Source organism: Marinobacter maritimus (assembly GCF_007671675.1).
GTDB classification, from domain to species: domain Bacteria; phylum Pseudomonadota; class Gammaproteobacteria; order Pseudomonadales; family Oleiphilaceae; genus Marinobacter; species Marinobacter maritimus.
The window spans coordinates 624,962-642,978 of record NZ_VCGW01000003.1; the positions used below are offsets into that span (position 1 = coordinate 624,962).

The 18,017-nt window shown below is 55.1% G+C and carries 16 protein-coding genes; 7 read left to right on the top strand and 9 right to left on the bottom strand.

Going from position 1 to position 18,017, the window contains the following annotated elements; genetic code table 11:
- Nucleotides 1-44: 44 nt before the first annotated feature.
- Nucleotides 45-1,622, bottom strand: a complete 1,578-nt coding sequence (locus tag FFI90_RS15015; protein ID WP_144778935.1) for a bifunctional aminoglycoside phosphotransferase/ATP-binding protein — start codon at nucleotides 1,620-1,622, stop codon at nucleotides 45-47.
- A gap of 207 nt (nucleotides 1,623-1,829) precedes the next feature.
- Between FFI90_RS15015 and mrcB the strand changes: the two genes are divergently transcribed.
- Nucleotides 1,830-4,073: a penicillin-binding protein 1B gene (gene mrcB / locus FFI90_RS15020; protein WP_246123594.1), complete on the top strand. Its 2,244-nt coding sequence runs from the start codon at nucleotides 1,830-1,832 to the stop codon at nucleotides 4,071-4,073.
- Nucleotides 4,070-4,648, top strand: coding sequence for a tetratricopeptide repeat protein (locus FFI90_RS15025; protein WP_144778939.1), 579 nt, complete (start codon nucleotides 4,070-4,072; stop codon nucleotides 4,646-4,648). The genes mrcB and FFI90_RS15025 overlap by 4 nt, the downstream gene beginning before the upstream one ends.
- 59 nt (nucleotides 4,649-4,707) lie before the next feature.
- On the opposite strand, the gene FFI90_RS15030 is transcribed toward FFI90_RS15025, so the two are convergent.
- The 6 genes from FFI90_RS15030 to FFI90_RS15055 form a co-directional block, all read right to left on the bottom strand.
- Complete coding sequence (locus FFI90_RS15030; protein ID WP_144778941.1) at nucleotides 4,708-5,628, bottom strand: lipase family alpha/beta hydrolase; 921 nt, start codon at nucleotides 5,626-5,628, stop codon at nucleotides 4,708-4,710.
- A gap of 343 nt (nucleotides 5,629-5,971) precedes the next feature.
- Nucleotides 5,972-7,252 (bottom strand): glutamate-1-semialdehyde 2,1-aminomutase, encoded by a 1,281-nt coding sequence (gene hemL, locus FFI90_RS15035; protein WP_144778943.1) that lies wholly within the window; start codon nucleotides 7,250-7,252, stop codon nucleotides 5,972-5,974.
- Nucleotides 7,249-7,935, bottom strand: a complete 687-nt coding sequence (gene thiE / locus FFI90_RS15040; protein WP_186317997.1) for a thiamine phosphate synthase — start codon at nucleotides 7,933-7,935, stop codon at nucleotides 7,249-7,251. The genes hemL and thiE overlap by 4 nt, the downstream gene beginning before the upstream one ends.
- Nucleotides 7,923-8,711 (bottom strand): bifunctional hydroxymethylpyrimidine kinase/phosphomethylpyrimidine kinase, encoded by a 789-nt coding sequence (gene thiD / locus FFI90_RS15045; protein ID WP_425463108.1) that lies wholly within the window; start codon nucleotides 8,709-8,711, stop codon nucleotides 7,923-7,925. Before thiD ends, thiE begins: the two co-directional genes overlap by 13 nt.
- A gap of 12 nt (nucleotides 8,712-8,723) precedes the next feature.
- Complete coding sequence (gene hemJ / locus FFI90_RS15050) at nucleotides 8,724-9,146, bottom strand: protoporphyrinogen oxidase HemJ (protein WP_144778949.1); 423 nt, start codon at nucleotides 9,144-9,146, stop codon at nucleotides 8,724-8,726.
- Nucleotides 9,147-9,149: 3 nt separating this feature from the next.
- Nucleotides 9,150-10,940: a chloride channel protein gene (locus FFI90_RS15055; protein WP_144778951.1), complete on the bottom strand. Its 1,791-nt coding sequence runs from the start codon at nucleotides 10,938-10,940 to the stop codon at nucleotides 9,150-9,152.
- A 155-nt stretch (nucleotides 10,941-11,095) separates the two neighbouring features.
- On the opposite strand from FFI90_RS15055, the gene argC reads away from it, so the two are divergent.
- The 4 genes from argC (at nucleotide 11,096) to erpA (ending at nucleotide 13,788) form a co-directional block, all read left to right on the top strand.
- The gene (gene argC, locus FFI90_RS15060) at nucleotides 11,096-12,133 is read left to right on the top strand and encodes an N-acetyl-gamma-glutamyl-phosphate reductase (protein ID WP_144778953.1); all 1,038 of its coding nucleotides are present in this window, start codon (nucleotides 11,096-11,098) and stop codon (nucleotides 12,131-12,133) included.
- Nucleotides 12,134-12,142: 9 nt separating this feature from the next.
- A complete protein-coding gene (locus tag FFI90_RS15065; RefSeq protein WP_144778955.1) occupies nucleotides 12,143-12,883 on the top strand; it encodes a DUF6776 family protein in 741 nt (246 codons plus the stop codon).
- Nucleotides 12,884-12,885: 2 nt separating this feature from the next.
- A complete protein-coding gene (locus FFI90_RS15070; protein ID WP_144778958.1) occupies nucleotides 12,886-13,371 on the top strand; it encodes a bactofilin family protein in 486 nt (161 codons plus the stop codon).
- An 84-nt stretch (nucleotides 13,372-13,455) separates the two neighbouring features.
- Complete coding sequence (gene erpA / locus FFI90_RS15075; RefSeq protein WP_222120526.1) at nucleotides 13,456-13,788, top strand: iron-sulfur cluster insertion protein ErpA; 333 nt, start codon at nucleotides 13,456-13,458, stop codon at nucleotides 13,786-13,788.
- A 40-nt stretch (nucleotides 13,789-13,828) separates the two neighbouring features.
- On the opposite strand, the gene FFI90_RS15080 is transcribed toward erpA, so the two are convergent.
- Together FFI90_RS15080 and FFI90_RS15085 are read right to left on the bottom strand one after the other, a co-directional pair.
- Nucleotides 13,829-14,926 carry an anhydro-N-acetylmuramic acid kinase gene (locus FFI90_RS15080; RefSeq protein ID WP_144778962.1) on the bottom strand — a complete coding sequence of 366 codons (1,098 nt, stop codon included), beginning with the start codon at nucleotides 14,924-14,926 and terminating at the stop codon, nucleotides 13,829-13,831.
- A gap of 6 nt (nucleotides 14,927-14,932) precedes the next feature.
- The gene (locus tag FFI90_RS15085; protein WP_144778964.1) at nucleotides 14,933-16,324 is read right to left on the bottom strand and encodes a peptidoglycan DD-metalloendopeptidase family protein; all 1,392 of its coding nucleotides are present in this window, start codon (nucleotides 16,322-16,324) and stop codon (nucleotides 14,933-14,935) included.
- Between the two features lie 301 nt (nucleotides 16,325-16,625).
- On the opposite strand from FFI90_RS15085, the gene tyrS reads away from it, so the two are divergent.
- Nucleotides 16,626-17,828 (top strand): tyrosine--tRNA ligase, encoded by a 1,203-nt coding sequence (gene tyrS / locus FFI90_RS15090; RefSeq protein WP_144778966.1) that lies wholly within the window; start codon nucleotides 16,626-16,628, stop codon nucleotides 17,826-17,828.
- Nucleotides 17,829-18,017: the final 189 nt, after the last annotated feature.

Genomic DNA, 18,017 nt, shown 5'->3' on the forward strand with positions numbered 1-18,017 from the left:
TAAAGGCTGCTCAGGCGTGTTAAGACCTTGGTGGTGCTCGCCAATCAATTGGGAGCCAGGCCAAAGTGCTGCCGAATCCTGTCTGCAACCGCTTCGGCTACATGCTCCTGATCGCTGCGCAGGTGAGCCGTGTAGGTTTTCTCTTCAACTGTAAGGGGCTCAAACCAGTCTTTCTGGGCATCCAGAAGTTCTTCTGTTGCCTCCGAGGCGTCGCCCTTGCGTTTGCGCACCCATTCTTTGCGCAGCTCCTCCGGCGCCTCGCAGTGGATCAGCGCAAAGGGAACCCCCTGGCTCTCCGCAGCAGCGGCAAACAGGGCTCGCTCACGTTCTTTCAGGCAGGCCGCATCGACGATCACCGGCAAGCCAGCAGCGAGTAGGTCGCTGGCAAGCGTCGCCAGGCGTGCATAGGTTTTTTCGTTGGCTTCGGCTGAATACAGGTTCTCCCCTGTGGGGGACCGGCTGTCTTCCAGCGGCGCCAGCCCATGCAGCCGCTTGCGTTCAACGTCTGAGCGTAAGCGGATGAGGCCCAGTTCACCCGACATGGCTGCGCTGACACAGGATTTACCGCTGGCAGACAGGCCCACGGTGGCCAGCAGGTAGTGGTTCGGGATACTGCTGTAATCTTCCGCGAGCTGGGCGTAGTCGCGATAGCGCTGCATCAGTCCCTCTTTTTCCTGCTCGCCCAGTGCCGGGTTGGCCATGGTGAAGAGCGCAATCTTGGCACGCACAAGCGCTCGGTAGGCTTTGTAGAGTGGCAGCAGGGGCAGGGCTTCAAAATCGCCGCGATACTCCAGATACGTATTCAGGACCAGGTTTGCCAGAGCGGGCTCGCGCCGGGACTCCAGGTCCATCAGCAAAAAAGCCAGATCATTGATGACATCAATCCAGCGGAAGGGTTCGCTGAATTCGATGCAATCGAAAACCGTCACCTTACCGTCGTAAACGGTAATGTTAGCCAGGTGCAGGTCGCCATGGCACTCACGTACGAAACCATCGCTACGACGCTTTGCAATAAGATTCCGGTGGCGCTCAAAGGTGGTCTGAGTCCAGGCTTCGAGGTTTTCGAGCTGGCTGAGCAGGGGAGCATCGCTGATCAGTGGCCGGATCTGATCAAAGTTTTCCTGCATGGCCTCGTAGACCGCTTCCGGAGTGCCCAGAGGCTTGTCTTCTGGTATCGGTTTCAGGCCGTCGTGGAAATCGGCTACCTGGCGAGCAAGGCTTGAGAGCAATTCTGGCTTGAGTCTTCCAGTTTCCTGTTGCTGGTCAAACAGCTGGTTCTGGCGGAACTGGCGCATTTTCAGTACGTATTCGAACGGTTCACCCTCGCCGCCAATGACCGGCTGCTCCGGGCTTCCGGTAATTGGAAGCACCTCCAGATAAAGCGGTTCTGCCAGGCGACGGTTGAGACGCAGCTCCTCTTCGCAAAAGTGCTTGCGGCGCGCCAGCGTGGAGAAATCAAGAAAACCGAAATCCATCGGTTTTTTGATCTTGTAGGCGTACTGGCCGGTCAGGATTACCAGCGAGATGTGAGTTTCGATGATCTGGAACCCGTCAACCGGATGCTTGTACAGCGCCGGGTTCTGCAGTGCCAGTAACAGATTGTCTGGGGATGTTTCACTCACGGTATGCTCCTCGCTTCCCTGAACTCATTGATTTTTATTGCCCTATCATAGCGACCAGATTACAGAAATAACACATAGTTGGCCTGCCTTATATCGTGTAGGCTTCGTTATAATCCTCCCATGAAAAAAAACCGATCCTCTTCGAAGCAAAACAGAAAAACCAAACGTAAAAACAGCCGGAACGGGCGCAGCGCCTGGTTCTGGAAGATGTTTATCCGTGTGTCTGCTATCGGCCTTGTGTTGCTGGCAGGCTGGATGGTCTATCTCGATGCGGTTGTAACCGACCGGTTTGAGGGGCGGCGTTTTGAAGTGCCCTCGCGAGTATACGCAAGACCTATGGAGCTTTATGACGGCGCGGGCGTGAGTTCCGGAGCGCTGGAGCGGGAGCTGATGCTTTCAGGCTACCGCAAAGGCGACGGCGTGAAACCCGGCAGCTATCGTCGTAACGGCGGACACTTTGTAATCAGCACCCGGGGCTTCCGCTTTCCTGACGGCGATGAACCCCGACGAAAACTCGCGCTGAACATATACGGAGACCGTATTCAGGACTTTTCCGTCTCCACCGGTGACAACGCGGCGATTGTGCGGCTGGAGCCGGCTCGCATTGGTGGCATCTATCCGGCCCACAAAGAAGACCGGATTCTGGTGCAGCTTGAGGATGTGCCAGCATTGTTGCCCACTGCGCTTATGGCGGTAGAAGACCGGAAATTCTACGATCACTTCGGTATTGCCCCGGCCTCCATCGGCCGCGCAATGCTGGCCAACATGCGAGCCGGGCAGATTGTTCAGGGCGGCAGCACCCTGACACAGCAGTTGGTAAAAAACTTCTTTCTTACCCGGGATCAGACCTTGCTGCGCAAGGGCAATGAGGCCCTGATGTCGATCCTGCTGGAGCTGCATTACGAGAAAGACGACATACTGGAAACCTATCTGAACGAAGTCTATCTGGGGCAGGCTGGCACCCGAAGCATCAACGGATTCGGGCTGGCGAGCCAGTTCTACTTTGGTGACTCACTGAAAGACCTGGATGTGCATCAGATTGCCCTGCTCGTGGGGATGGTCAAGGGGCCAAGCTACTACAATCCTCGCCGGCATCCGGAGCGAGCTACCCAGCGCCGGAACCTGGTTATCAGCGAGATGGAAGATGCCGGCCTTATCGATCCAGCGAAAGCGGCCCGTGCTCGAGGTTTATCGCTTGGTGTCAGCGCAAAACCGTCCTATTCGGAGAACCGTTATCCTGCCTATATCGATCTTGTCCGGCGGCACCTGGCACGGGATTACAAGGAAGAGGACCTACGAAGTGAAGGGCTTCGGATATTCACCACCCTTAACCCGGCTATTCAGTATGCCGCTGAGTATGCCGTAACTGACACCTTGCCAAGGTTGGCCAGCGGCGACACGGCCAAGGCTCTTGAAGCTACTCTGGTGGTAACCGCGAAAGACACAGGTGAAGTTTTGGCGCTTGTAGGTGGCAAAGACCCTCAGTTTGCGGGATTCAACCGGGCTCTGGATGCCAATCGCCCGATCGGTTCGCTTATCAAGCCGTTTACTTACCTGACTGCCCTGGAGCAGCCAGAGCGTTATACTCTGATGACGCCGGTGCTGGACAAGTCCTTCACCCTGGAATTTGATGACGGGAAGCGCTGGCAGCCGAAAAACTATGATGGTGAAGAGCGGGGTGAAGTTCCTCTGCATTTAGCCCTTTCGAAGTCTTACAACCTGCCTGCGGTTCGGGTGGGTCTGGATGTTGGTATCCCGGCCGTGCGCAAGACCCTGCGGGCCTTTGGTGTGGTTACGCCGATTTCCGAATACCCATCCATGCTATTGGGTTCGGTTGCGATGAGTCCTGTAACCGTCGCCCAGATTTATCAGGGACTGGCGACGTCCGGATTTAACACGCCGTTACGCACTATACGGGAGGTGACCGATTCTGGCGGTGGAGCGCTTTCACGCTACAGCCTGGAAGTGGATCAGGTTGCGGATCCGGCTGCGGTGCACCTGTTGCAGTACGCAATGCAGGAAACCATGCAGGAAGGCACTGGGCGCTCGGCTTACTACTCGGTTCCAAAGGAGCTGACTCTGGCCGGAAAAACCGGAACGACCGACGATGGCCGCGACTCCTGGTTTGCAGGGTTCAGCGGCGATTTGCTGGCCGTTGCCTGGGTAGGGCGCGACGATAACGGCCCTACGGTATTGACCGGCGCTACCGGGGCTTTACCAGTGTGGGCAAGGTTCATGGCGCAGGTGCCGCAACACGGATTTTCCCCCGTGGTTCCCGATGGCGTCAATTATCATTGGGTAAATCCCGAAAAACAGGCATTAACCGATGAGTATTGCGATAATGCGCGCCTTCTGCCGTTTATATCGGGTAGCGAGCCGACACAGAGAGTGTCTTGCTCCGGAACCCTTGAGCGGAAAATTCGAGGCTGGTTTGAAGGATTGTTCCAATGAGTAGGCAAGGTGTTTTTCACGCAGGTATGTTGGCAGCGCTTTTGGGCCTGGCCGGGTGTGCCTCCGGCCCGGGAGGTTCTATTTATGTGCCGGCAGGTGGCTCCACCCGCGCGCCGGAACCGCCGCAAACCACTAAGGATGGAGAGGAAAGAGAGAGGCCACAGGTTTGGCGCAAAAGTGAACAGCCTGAAGCCGTTGAGCCGGAGCAGACGCAGCGCAGTAATAAGCCGAGTTACCGTGACGCGGGGGATGAGCTGTCACCCGCGGCTTTGAGCCTGGTTCGCGAGGCAGACAAGCTTTTGAAGAGTGGTGATGCACAGGGCGCCATCGTCCGGCTGGAGCGTGCGCAACGGATCGCGCCCAGGTCGGCAGAGGTTTACTTCAAACTGTCGCAAGCCTATGTGGCCGGTAACAAGCTGGGGCCCGCCGAACAGTTTACCTTGAAGGGTTTGTCGCTGGCGGGGAATGATACCCGACTGCAAAGAGCAGGCTGGTTATTGCTGGCGGATATACGCCGGGCCCGGGGTAATGTGGCTGGCGCCAATCACGCAGAAGAGCGGGCGTCTGCCTTGTAATACCTGCTGGAAGGAATACTCCTGCCCAGAGAACTCTCTGGACAGGAGGGGAACTGAAATTACAGCCCGGCGTTTTTGAGCCTGTTGGCGTGTTGCTTGTATACCGCCTTGGGGTCTGTCTCAAACAGGCTGTGCAGGCCCAGAAGTTGATTAACTTCGTCCAGGTGGTTCATGAAGTAGTTGTCTCGAATTACCTTGCCGAAGTGATTGCTGCAACGGCCTACGAGTCCATCATTCTGGCTGAAACCGAACGCTAGTCTGGTTGTGCCGAGCAAGGCGTCTGAGAGATCCAGCACGTTAGTTAGAACCCCGGTCCCGCCCCACGAGTAGAATCGTATGCCGTTTGCTGAATACGCGCCTTCGCCGCAGGCAGAGGCTGGCATGCCAGCCGGCGCAAAGTTATTGAACTCAGCGCTTCCCTGGGAGGTAAGCGATTGCAGGCTGGAGCGTACGTCCTGGTTGTAACCGCCACCGGACAGAGCGTCGATAAGGCCGCCAAGAGCATTGCCCAAGGTCACGGCCAGGCCCTCGCCCGGTGAGTTGTAGATAAGGTCGGCGACGGGGGAGCCGGTATGTGGAGAGCCAACTGACGTTACAGATGCAACCAGGTCAGGGCGAATGGTTGAAACATATCGGGCTGTGGGGCCGCCATGACTATGACCAATCAGATTTACCTTGCCGTGAACAGCCGCGATGGCCTCGATCTGAGGTAGCAGTGCTTCTCCACGGGCAATGGTGCTGTCCAGCGCAGGAACCTGGGTGGTATAGACATCCGCTCCGTTCTTGCGCAGATCCTCTGCGATGCCATACCAATAGTCCACGCCAATGATAGAGTCAAAGCCAAACATGCCGTGAACCAGAACTACCGGATAACGTGTGTCGGCGTAGTTTGCCGGCTTGGAATTCCACCACCAGGCGGCAGAAGGGGCTGACCAGGCAATGGTTACGACCAGTGCTAATGTCTTGATCCAGAGTTTCATTGTCTTTTCCTACAGTTTGATGTTGTGTTTGTTATTCAAACTGCGGCTCAACCTAACGGGTTGCTCCAGATACTGCGTGCCTACGCCGAACGCGCGAACGCTCCAGCACGAGGCCTCTGTTTGCTGACTTCCATGTTGTTCTTGTTAAGTTTATACCGGCAGAGCATCTCATATGAGATGTGACCATAATTTGATCAGTGGAGCGGGTAAGTCAACGACAGAAGGGGCAAACCTGATGTGTTACCGTTAAAGTGTGACGGCGTTCGCGAAGCTGGCCCGACAGGACATGTTGATGTCTTGGGTTCTGTCGGGGACCAGTTCGAAAAATTACTTGTCTTGTGTTTTAAAGCGTTGCCATAACTTTTTTCGCAGCTTTGACTGTATCTGCAATATCCTCATCCGTCAGAGCAGCGCTGGTGAAGCCGGCTTCAAAGGCTGACGGGGCAAGGTAGATACCCTCCTTCAGCATGCCCTGGAAGAATTTCTTGAAGCGCTCCACGTCGCAGGCCATTACCTGATCAAAACGCGTAATGCTGGATTCCTCTGTGAAGAAAAAGCCGAACATAGCGCCTGCGCCCTGAACCACCAGCGGAATCCCGGTAGCGTCTGCTGCAGCTTTCAACCCGTCCCGTAAGGCAAGAGTTTTTTCAGTGAGGCGATCGTGAAAGCCCGGCTCTGAAATAGCATTCAGCGTGGCAAGACCAGCGCACATGGCCAGCGGGTTTCCGCTCAGTGTACCTGCCTGATATACAGGCCCGAGTGGGGAAATGTGTTCCATGATCTTGCGCTTGCCCCCGAAGGCACCAACGGGTAAGCCGCCGCCGATGACCTTGCCAAGCGCAGTCAGGTCAGGGGTCACGCCGTACAGACCTTGAGCGCCGCCGAGCGATACCCTGAAGCCACTCATTACTTCGTCAAAAATCAGTACGCTTCCGTGCTCGTCGCACACTTCGCGAAGGCCTTCCAGAAAGCCTGATACTGGCGGGATGCAGTTCATGTTGCCGGCAACGGGCTCTACGATAATGGCGGCAATCTGGTCGCCCATTTCTCTAAAGGTTTCACGTACACCCTCAATATCATTGAAATCGAGAGTCAGCGTGAGCTCTGCCAGGCAGGCGGGTATGCCGGGTGAGTTGGGAACGCCCAGGGTCAGCGCGCCCGAACCAGCCTTAACCAGAAGGGAGTCCACATGCCCGTGATAGCAGCCTTCAAATTTCACGATGATGTCGCGGCCGGTATAGCCTCGGGCCAGGCGAATGGCGCTCATGGTGGCTTCGGTGCCGGAGTTCACCATGCGTACCAGATCAATCGAGGGCACCAGTTCGCACACTTTTCGCGCCATATCAGTTTCGATGGCGGTGGGCGCGCCATAGCCGATTCCAAGGTCAACCTGGGCGTGCAGGGCATCTTTGATGCGCTGATCAGAATGGCCAAGAATCATCGGGCCCCAGGAGCCGATGTAATCGATATAACGCTGGCCGTCCTCATCGTACAGGTAGGCACCCTGAGCGTGGTTGAAAAAAAGCGGCGTGCCGCCCACACCGCGAAACGCGCGAACCGGGGAGTTAACACCACCGGGGATGTATTTCTGAGCTTGTTCGAACAAGGTTTCGGAGTGCGTCATTTGTGGGAGCTCCTGTTATCTGGGTATTGAAAAAGTGGGTGGTGGCTGGCAAACAGCCTCTGAAATGTTTTTGCTTTCTGTTCTATTGTTTCGAGGTCGCCTCCGAAAAGCCCGCCAACAACTGCTAACAGATCAGCGCCTGCCCGGATGAGCAGCTCACCGTTCTGCGTATTAATACCGCCAATGGCGGTGATCGGCCGGTTGAGGCGTTTTGCTTGGGCCAGTATGTCGGTAGAGGCTGCCGGAGCCCCCGGCTTGGTTGACGATGTGAAAAAACGGCCAAAGGCCAGGTAGTCCGCGCCACCCTCTGTTGCAACCTTGGCCAGTTGGAGGTCTGCATGACAGGTGATGCCGATAATTGCCCCATCCCCAAGCAGGCGGCGCGCCTCTGCGGCAGAACCATCGGTCTGGCCAAGGTGAACGCCCGCAGCGCCTACGCGCCGGGCAAGCTCGACGTCATCATTAATAAGCAGTGGAACGCCCGCAGCAGTACAGACTGACTGAAGGTTTCTGGCTTGCGTTACGCGCTCCGCGAGAGGTGCGACTTTCTCGCGATATTGTACCATCACAGTGCCGCCGCGAATCGTCGCCTCCACGGAAGCGGCCAGTGTTTCCGGTGGCGTAAGCTGGCTGTCGGTAATGGCGTATAGGCCTATCGGGATGCGATTGTTCATCGTTCCCACAATATGCCCCGGTCTGGCACCGGCTGGCCTCCGCCCACCTCAAGGGCGTGCAGAATAGTGCGGTGCACGTAGTTCTGGGCCTGGGAAATGGCAGCGCGGGCTGAGAGCCCTTGGGCACGACCGGCGGCGATAGCGGCGGCGAGTGTGCAACCGGTACCGTGATACTCACCACCAATACGCTCGATATCCCATGACTTTGGTGTGGGTGCATTGCTGTAGAGGGTATTGGTGATGCGAATGCCCGTACCATGGCCTCCTGTTGCAAGTACCGATGCGCAGCCGTTCACGATCAGTTTGCGCGCAGCTTCGTCGGGGTTGTCGCTCCCGCCCAATAGTGTCAGCTCTTCACCATTCGGGGTGATCATCTCGGTCAGTGGAAACAGCCGCTCTTTCATGCTGACAAGTATATGTTCATCTGCAAGATCACCGCCGCCTGCAGCCTTGATTACGGGGTCGGTTATAACCGGAATATCCGGGTGCTGTTGAAGGAACTCCACCAGCACCTCGACGACCGCAGCGTTCCCCAGAGCGCCGGTTTTGATGGCGTGTATGGGCGCGTCGTCAGAAATGCATTTGAGCTGCTGGCGGATCAGATCCGGGTTGACGGCCTCGGCGCCGTATACATTGCGGGTATCCTGAACTGTCAGGCAAGTTAGCACCGGTAGTGGGTGGCACCCAAGCGATGTAATGGCTTGAATGTCCGCCTGGATTCCGGCACCGCCGGAAGGGTCCAGGCCAGAAAGAACAAGTACCTGAGGGCGGGTGTAGTGTCTGATGGCTAAAGCTCCCTAGAAAGGTTTAACGACGGCGAGAATAACAACTGCCAGCAGGATGAATACTGGCAGCTCATTGAACCAACGATAGAATACATGGCCGCGTGTATTGAGGTCGTCGCGAAACACCCTGACCAAATGCCCGCAATAAAAGTGATAGACAATGAGCAGGGCCACAAGCACCAGTTTTGCGTGCAGCCAGCCCTGGCTGAAATAGCCCGATACATTATAGCTGAGCAACCATACGCCAAATATCACGGTGGCAACCATAGAAGGTGTCGTGATGCCCCGATAGAGCTTGCGCTCCATGATTTTGAAACGCTCGCGCCCCGGCTCGTCTTCGCAAGCTGCATGATAGACAAACAGCCTCGGCAGATAAAAGATACCGGCGAACCAGCACACCAGAGAAATTATGTGGAAGGCTTTAACCCACAGCATTGATCAGCTCCGTCGATATTGGTAATAGCTTTCGATGTCAGATTTAAGCACCACACCATAAATCCGTTGAATCATTGGTGCTACATGGCGCTGTACATACAGTGCTTCGGCACTGGTCGTTTCAAACTCGTGCAGGGCTTCTTCGAGCGTCGCCTGATATTGTACCGGCGCAATATCACGCCGGTTGGCGGGAATATCCATCAGATCAATGGATTCCGGTGTATCAGCCTCTTCATCGGTCGCCACTTTCCCGGAGTCTTCCAGGTACCGTGCCAGATCGACAGCCGGCAACAGGGAGGTTGGCCCGTTGCTGCCTTCCACCACCAGCCACTTTGGCTCGGCTGTCAGCGCTTTTCGTGCTTCTTCGACCGTCAGATGCCTGTCGATGCGCAGAATACTCTTATCCATGATCGCGGCCACAGAGACCCGGCGCAAGGCTTGAATAACCGGCGAACTCTGGTAGCTCAGGCCCTGGCTTTTCAATACAGTCAGGAACAGAGACTTTTTCCCGAAGGCTTCGCTAGTGATGAGGCTGGAAATGGTGATGATAAGCATGCCCGGCAGAATGATGTGCGGGTTGCGAGTCAGTTCCATTAGCGCCATCAATGCTGCCAGCGGAGCTTGTAGCACTGCGCCCATCATGGCGCCCATTCCGAGCATGGCGTAAAAGCCAACCGAAGATGCATGGTCCGGTATGATCTCCGCGCCGATCAGTCCCATGGCGCCGCCAAGCGTTGCGCCCATGAACAACGTTGGGCCGATAATGCTGCTGGGCATGCCCAGGCCAACGGTCAGTGCGGTAATCAAAAGTTTGGCTATCCCCACACTGATCAGCAACCAGAAGCCAAGTTCGCCATTAATGGTTTCATTGACGGTGTCGTAGCCGATGCCCATGGTCTGGGGCACCAGCACAGCGACAGGTACCATAAGCGCGCCGGCGACAACGACGCGCAGCAGAATCGGTCGGTGATTGAACCGCCCCATGGAACCGACCAGGTGTATAAAAAGCGCCGCCGCGATGCCCATGATAACGGCAATCACCAAAATCCAGGGGATCTCCAGCAGCGAATTCATGGTCAGTGCAGGAACGCTGAAAGCGGGCTCCGGGCCATACACAAACTGTGTCACGAAAGCTGCACTGACTGAGGCAAGAATAATGGGTGTAAAGCCCGCAATGGTGTATTCCATCATCACCACTTCCATGGCGAAAATGACCCCCGAAATCGGGGTGTTAAAAGAGGCCGATATCGCAGCGGCGCAGCCGCAGGCAACGAGAGTGCGAATGCTGTTATTCGGCAGCCTCATCCACTGCCCCATCAGGCTGGAGAACGCGGCACCCAGATGCACTGCCGGTCCTTCGCGGCCAGCGGACTGTCCCGTGACAACAGTTGTGACGCCGACAATGAATTGAATAAAAGCACTTTTGGCGCTGATATAACCCTGATGATAATTCAGACGTTCCATGACATGAACCACACCGACCTTGCGATCGTGAGTTGCCAAACGGTGCAATAAAAAGCCGAGACAAAGCGCGCCGGCAAAGGGCAGAATTCCTCTTGTAACGATATCCAGATTCTCGAACGCCTCAGATGGGAACGCCTCAGAGCCATCACCGGGCAAGAAATACCCCAATGGCCACTCTATCGCCAAGCGGAAAACCAGAATCACGCCACCTGTAACCAATCCCGACAACAGGCCGAGGACGGCCAGCTGAGGCAACGAATCAACGCCGGACATCCTGCGCGGGAACGCGCTGATCAGTGTTTCGCCAAGCTGATGCCAGAATTTTTTCATGGATGCCGATGTTCCGGAGCAAGAGGGTGGCCCGCCAAAGGGTTTCTGACAACATTGTAACCGTCGCCCTGTAAGCTGCAATAAGTCCTTGGTTTATCATGGTAGACTTCGACATTAAACTTCTAAATCCTGATACGACGTCGCTGGAGAGCAAGGTGATTAAAGTAGGTATCGTTGGCGGCACCGGGTACACCGGTGTAGAGCTGCTCAGAATTCTCGCTGTGCACCCCGAGGTTACGGTGAGCTGCATTACTTCACGGTCTGAGGCTGGCATGCTTGTGGCCGATATGTACCCGAACCTTCGCGGCCACTTTGATCTGGCCTTCTCCGAGCCGGACCCCGGCGTGCTGGCGGCCTGTGACCTGGTGTTTTTTGCAACACCGCACGGCGTTGCAATGCGGATGATTCCGGAGTTGATGGCTTCCGGTGTGCGGGTTGTTGATCTCTCCGCAGATTTTCGCCTCAAGGACCTGAAGGTCTGGTCCGAGTGGTATGGCATGCCTCACGAAGCTCCGGAGTGGGCTGAGAAAGCTGTTTACGGATTGCCCGAAGTCGTGCGCAGCGATATTGCCAAAGCCCAGTTGGTGGCGAACCCCGGATGTTATCCTACGGCTGTGCAGCTCGGTTTTCTGCCGCTGCTGGAACATGGCCTGGTCGATCCTTCCCGACTGATTGCCGACGCGAAATCCGGTGCGAGCGGCGGTGGTCGGCAGGCGAAAATTGGCATGCTGCACGGCGAAGTGAGCGAAAGCTTCAAGGCTTACGGTGCTTCGGGTCATCGGCACTTGCCGGAAATCCGTCAGGGTTTATCCGCAGCTGCAGGCGGTAACACTGGCGTTACGTTTGTGCCCCACCTTGTTCCGATGATCCGTGGTATCGAGGCGACGCTCTATGCGGAACTGAAGAATCCTGATGACTTCAATCGTCTGCAAGAGTTGTTTGAAGCGCGTTATCGCGATGAGCCCTTTGTGGACGTGATGCCGTTCGGTAGCCATCCGGAAACTCGCAGCGTCCGGGGAGCGAACATGTGTCGAATGGCGCTGCACCGTCAGGAGCCGAGCAATATCGTTATCATCTCGTCGGTAATCGACAACCTCGTTAAAGGCGCTGCCGGGCAGGCTGTACAGAATATGAACATTATGTTCGGTCTAAAAGAAACGTTGGGCCTTGAAGCGCCAGCCATGCTGCCCTGAGGAATGCCAGTGAGCGAGCAACGCAAGCCGGCCGAAGAATATGTTGTTATCCGTCACCGGCCGGGATATCGGCTGAGGCGGGTGATTATTTTGGTGCTTTGCACGGTTGTAGCTGCGGCTGCGGGTTATGCAGCCGGTTTGGCGCAAGGAGGGTTTCGCTTCACCAGTGCGGAAGCCTCCAACGAGCAACTGGAGGCCAGAGTTGCGACGCTGGAAGCAAACTATCGCGAAGCCCGGCAGCAACTGGTGAGTCTCGAACGTGGCAAACTGATTGATGAGCAGGCACTGAATCAGGCCCGAAAAACAATTGTTGATCTTGAAACCCGTGCCGGCGCCTTGAAGTCAGATCTGACGTTTTATAAAAATATTATGGCACCCTCAGAGGCCAGCAAGGGGTTGCAGGTTGATCGCTTTTCTCTGACCACAGATCGCCAGGCTGGCGTTTTTAATTTCAAGCTGGTGCTGACCCAGGTTGGCAACAATAAAAGCTATATTGCCGGTGTTGTGGCCGTCAACATAATCGGTGTGCGGGGTGGTGAGAAAGAAATTATCGCACTGCGCGATCTGTCTCAGGACATTGAGGCCCTTGGCGTGAAATTCCGTTTTCGGTATTTCCAGGACGTTGAAGGTAAACTGGCGTTGCCTGATGGTTTCGAACCGCTGGAGGTGCAAGTGGTTGCCCAAGCCGACGGGCGCAAATCCTCGCAGGCTGAACGCACATTCAGCTGGGATGACTTAACGGAGAAGTAGAAATGCTTGGCAAGAAAAAGCAGAAGCAGAAGCCCCGCCGGCCTACTGGCAACTTCGATACATTGATTTCATCACGCACCACTATAGAGGGCGATGTGCACTTCTCTGGTGGTTTGCATGTCGATGGTCATATCCGCGGCAAGGTGCTGGCTGAAGATGGCAGTGATGCTGTCTTGCGAGTCTCGGAAGTGGGTGAGATTACCGGCGATATTGCGGCCCCGCACGTGATTATCAACGGCACCGTTCACGGTGACGTATATGCGTCTGCGCATCTTGAGCTCGCAGAGAAAGCCGCCATTAACGGCAGTGTTTACTACAATCTCATCCAGATGGCGATGGGGTCGTCAGTCAATGGTAATCTCGTTCATCAACGTGAAACTTCCAGATTGCTGACGCAGGACAAGGCGCCAAGCGCCGGGACTGATGATGCTTTGTCAGGTGAAGGCGTCGAAGAAGTACACGAGGGTGATGGTGGAAAGTCCGAATAGTTGATTGTTTTACTCAGGAATACCATAATCCTTTAAGTTGTAGCAGGTAATCCGGAGGCGAGCTTGAGTGTAGTTCAGCAGCAAATGGCGGCACCGCTGTTTTTCAGCGACAGTGCGGTTAATAAAGTACGCGAACTGGTTGAGGAGGAGGGAAACCCCGAACTCAGGCTGCGCGTGTTCGTTACCGGTGGAGGCTGTTCCGGATTCCAGTATGGATTCTCATTCGATGAAAGTCAGGATGAAGAAGACACGACGGTGGAGCGGGATGGCGCCATTCTCCTTGTGGATCCCATGAGTTACCAATATCTGGTGGGCGCTACCATCGATTATCAGGAAGGCCTTCAGGGCTCCCAATTTGTGGTGCAGAATCCGAACGCCAGCTCCACCTGTGGTTGTGGTAGCTCGTTTACGATCTGAGGTTTATTAGCAACCGGTTTTTGATAAAAAACCGATTAGATCAGGCCGGATATATGGCGCCAAGTACCCGGGGTCCACGGGCTCCGGTTACTTCTGCCAAGTTGCCAGGCTTGCGTTCCATTGTTTGTCGAGCTAGCCACGCAAACGCTGTTGGCTCTACCCACTGCGGGTCAAGGCCCAGTTCAGCGGTGTCGAGCACACGGATCGGGCTTAGGGCCTGAGAAAGCTCGCCCATTAGCAGGCGATTACGGGTTCCCCCTCCGCAAGCATAAACAGTCATGGCTGGCGATTGAGGCATTTGCCGGACTGCTGTTATCACCGACAGTTGCAGTAACGTGCGCTGAACGTCTTCTGGTCGTGTCTCTCCATGCCGCTGCACTAAAGTTTTTACCCATCCGAGATTGAATTTTTCTTTTCCCGTGCTCTTGGGCGGCGGGCGGTCGAAGTAAGCATCGGAAAGCATGTCGGAAAGCATTGCCTGGTCGACAATGCCTTCCTGCGCCCAGTGGCCGTCCTCATCGTACGCTCGACCCGTCTGATCCAGGCACCAGGCATCCATGAGAGCGTTTGCGGGACCGGTGTCGAACCCTGTTACCGGGCTGGCGGGGTTTGACGGAATCCAGGTTATATTCGCTATGCCGCCGAGGTTCAGGATGCATCTGTCTTCGGTTTTGGAGCCAAAGAAAAATTGATGGAACGCCGGAACCAGCGGGGCTCCCTGTCCGCCGGCAGCCATGTCCCTGCTTCGGAAATCACCCACCGTTGCAATTCCGGTCTTTTCCGCAATGATGGCTGGATTGCCTATCTGAAGGGAGAACCGGCTCGGGCCGGATGGTTGATGGCGCAGAGTCTGTCCATGGCTACCGATCGCCCGGATCGACGATTTATCAACACTGGAGTTGCGGATCAGGGTTTCTGCAGCATCCGCAAAGATCACTCCCGTCAGCGTATCGAGTTCGCCCACCTCATCAGGCGTTGCCTGGTTCTGGCTTGCAAGCATCAGACGGTGACGCAGGTGTTCGGGGTAGGGAATGGAGTGTGTGTCGTGAATACGGACAGCGTTTTCCCGGAAGGAAACCAGCACGGCGTCTATGCCATCCATGCTGGTGCCAGACATAAGTCCTATCCAGGTGTCCATCGGGCGTCAGTCTTCCGGGGCCAGGGCAAGTTGTTGGTAGTTGGCTCTGAAGGCTTCAAACTGTGCAACTTGTTGCTCGGTGAACTTTTTGAACTGCGCCATTTCGGAGGCCGGGATCGGTTGGGCGTCCGGTAGTTTCACTGTCCGCGAATTACGCGGTGAGCCATTAACCCGAAACTCATAATGCAGGTGTGGCCCGGTTACCATGCCAGAGGATCCGACATAGCCGATTGTTTCACCCTGTTTTACTCGGGTTCCGCTCTTCATGCCTTTGCCAACTCGGCTCATATGTGCATACAGAGTTGTTATGTTGTCGCCATGTTTCAGGACAACAGTGCGGCCATATCCACCTTTCCAGCCGGCAAACTGAACCCTGCCGTTTCCGGCAGCCTTGATCGGTGTGCCTGGGGGTGCGGCATAATCGGTGCCCTCGTGGGGGCGAACAACATCCAGAACCGGGTGGCGACGCTGAAGATTAAAAGCAGAAGATACACGGGCGCTTATTGGCGTGCGCAAAAAAGCTTTACGCATACTCTTGCCATCAGGCGTGTAATAGTCGCTGTCACCTTTGCTGTCTGTGTACAGCAGGGCAATATTGTCTTCGCCGCGGTTAATAAAGCGGGCTGACAAAATGCGACCGGTGTTGAATTTTTCTCCGTCGAGGTACAGTTCCTCATAAACCACTTCAAACTGATCGCCTTTACGGACATCGTAGACAAAATCGATATCCCAGCCGAATATTCCGGCGAGCTCCATTGTTAATCGGTCGTTGAGTCCTGCCTCGCGGGCAGCGAGATAGAGCGATCCGTCGATTGTGCCGTAGGCAAAGGCAGGCTTGGTTTCAGGCTCCCGCACGTTTGTCTCGCCTTTGAAAGATCCTTCCTGCTTTTCGATTTTTAATGATTCCAGCAAGCTGCGCTGGAGCTCGATTGCAGCAAGCTCGCCCTCGTTGTCGGTTGCGAAGCGAATGGTCTCACCAGCGTAAAGACGCTGCAGTTTATCGGCCTCGCCTTCGCCGTGAATAACGGAGAGCATGACGCCGTCATTGAACCCCGCTTTTTTAAAGAGAGAAGACAGAGTGTCGCCAGACTTGATGTTGAATGTTTGCCAGTCCAGACGCTGGCTTGTCTCAACGTTCGCCAGGTCAGGGATTTCCTGAGCAACTTCTGTCGGGCCAGCTGCAGTGCTAGCATTGACTGACGGCTCCGCAGAAGCAGCAGGCGTCGGCTGCGATTTTTGCGATTGGATTTCCGATGCGCCGCCCTGTTCCAAATCAAGGGCGTAGGACATCCGCTTGGCCTCTACGTCTGCGCTGGGGCTCATCAGAATGGCTGCTGTCACCACAACGGTTGTGGCAGCAGCAATGGTTATATGGGCTTTCGGGAACATTTTAAGCACGTATCGCATCCGTTTTAATCGGTATTCCGGCAGCTTGTACTGCCTAATTAAAGCTGTTGTTCAGGTGTAGACCAACAGATTACCGTATAAAAAGCACGTGGAACAGCGCAGAACATTACGGTTGTTGCGCTGCCCGCCGGATTTTTCGCGGCGCCATTGATATAATGCGCCAGCCCAGACAGCAGGTTTTGTTTAAAAACTGAGCATTTATACTGTAGCAGGGCGCCAGGTAACTCACAGATTTCTTTTGTTGAAGTCTGTAACTGTTCATTGTGTGAAACCGATTGGGGATGAATGATTCATGGCATCTATTGATGAAGCGCTGGCCATTATCAAGCGCGGCGTAGACGAACTGATACCGGAAGACGATCTTGTTGCAAAGTTAAAGGAAGGTCGTCCTTTGCGTATCAAGGCAGGCTTCGACCCTACCGCCCCCGACCTCCATCTCGGCCATACGGTGCTCATTAACAAGTTGCGTCAGTTTCAGGATCTGGGGCATGAGGTCATCTTCCTTATAGGAGATTTTACCGGGAAGATTGGCGACCCTTCGGGTAAGAGTGCTACAAGGCCTCCGCTTACGGATGAACAGGTAGCTCAAAATGCTGTTACCTATAAAGAGCAGGTGTTCAAGATTCTAGATCGCGAGAAAACCCGGGTGGTCTTCAACTCCGAGTGGATGAGCAAGATGACAGCGGCGGATATGATCCGGCTGGCGGGTCAGTATACGGTAGCCCGGATGTTGGAGCGGGACGATTTCACCAAACGCTACCGCGCCGAACAGCCTATCGCTATCCATGAATTTCTGTACCCGTTGATACAAGGATACGACTCTGTAGCTTTGGAGGCCGATGTTGAGTTGGGAGGTACAGATCAGAAGTTCAATCTCCTGATGGGGCGTATTCTGCAGAGGCATTATGGCCAGTCTCCGCAAGCGGTGTTGACCATGCCAATCCTTGAAGGGTTGGATGGTGTTCAGAAGATGTCCAAATCTTTGGGCAACTATATAGGTGTTAATGATTCGCCGGGTGAGATGTACACCAAGCTTTTGTCGGTTCCGGATGAGTTGCTGTGGCGCTACTTTGAGCTTCTCAGCTTCCGCTCCCTCGCGGAGGTGAGCGAGTTCCGGAAAGCGGTAGGCGAGGGGGGTAACCCCCAAGATTATAAAAAGCTGCTGGCAGAAGAAATTATTACCCGCTTCCATAACGAAGAAGCGGCGCAGACAGCCCACAAGTCGGCTGGCAACCGGGTTGGACTCGGAGAAATTCCCGAGAACATCCCTGTGGTGGAGGTTTCGCTGGAAGGTCAGGCAGAATTGCTCATGCCCTCGTTGTTGCGCATGGCGGAGTTGGTAAAAAATGGCGCGGCGGCGAAAGATGTCCTGGGGCGTGGTGCTGTTTTTGTGGATGGCCAGAAGTTTGAGGGTGATCGAACCTTTGTGGAAGGGGATAGTTGCGTGATTCAGGCGGGAAAGAAGAAAATTGCCCGGGTTTTGATCACGGCTTAACCGATTTTTGGCCATTTTGAGTTTATTTCAAAATGGCCGTTGACAGAATCTCGTGCGTCTGTAGAATGCGCATCTCCTTCGAGGGACACACCGCTGAGGCGGGGAGTTCTGAGAAGGGCAACTGTTTGAAAGTATTGAAGAAAACGAGTTTGAAGTTTCTTTAATTAAACGGTTGACAAGGCGGCGAGA

Bases quoted from the DNA above. Each gene is read 5' to 3' on its own strand.
- mrcB (WP_246123594.1), top strand. From the start codon at position 1,830: ATGTTTATCCGTGTGTCTGCTATCGGCCTTGTGTTGCTGGCAGGCTGG.
- FFI90_RS15025 (WP_144778939.1), top strand. From the start codon at position 4,070: ATGAGTAGGCAAGGTGTTTTTCACGCAGGTATGTTGGCAGCGCTTTTG.
- FFI90_RS15030 (WP_144778941.1), bottom strand. From the start codon at position 5,628: ATGAAACTCTGGATCAAGACATTAGCACTGGTCGTAACCATTGCCTGG.
- hemL (WP_144778943.1), bottom strand. From the start codon at position 7,252: ATGACGCACTCCGAAACCTTGTTCGAACAAGCTCAGAAATACATCCCC.
- hemJ (WP_144778949.1), bottom strand. From the start codon at position 9,146: ATGCTGTGGGTTAAAGCCTTCCACATAATTTCTCTGGTGTGCTGGTTC.
- FFI90_RS15055 (WP_144778951.1), bottom strand. From the start codon at position 10,940: ATGAAAAAATTCTGGCATCAGCTTGGCGAAACACTGATCAGCGCGTTC.
- FFI90_RS15070 (WP_144778958.1), top strand. From the start codon at position 12,886: ATGCTTGGCAAGAAAAAGCAGAAGCAGAAGCCCCGCCGGCCTACTGGC.
- erpA (WP_222120526.1), top strand. From the start codon at position 13,456: ATGGCGGCACCGCTGTTTTTCAGCGACAGTGCGGTTAATAAAGTACGC.
- FFI90_RS15080 (WP_144778962.1), bottom strand. From the start codon at position 14,926: ATGGACACCTGGATAGGACTTATGTCTGGCACCAGCATGGATGGCATA.
- tyrS (WP_144778966.1), top strand. From the start codon at position 16,626: ATGGCATCTATTGATGAAGCGCTGGCCATTATCAAGCGCGGCGTAGAC.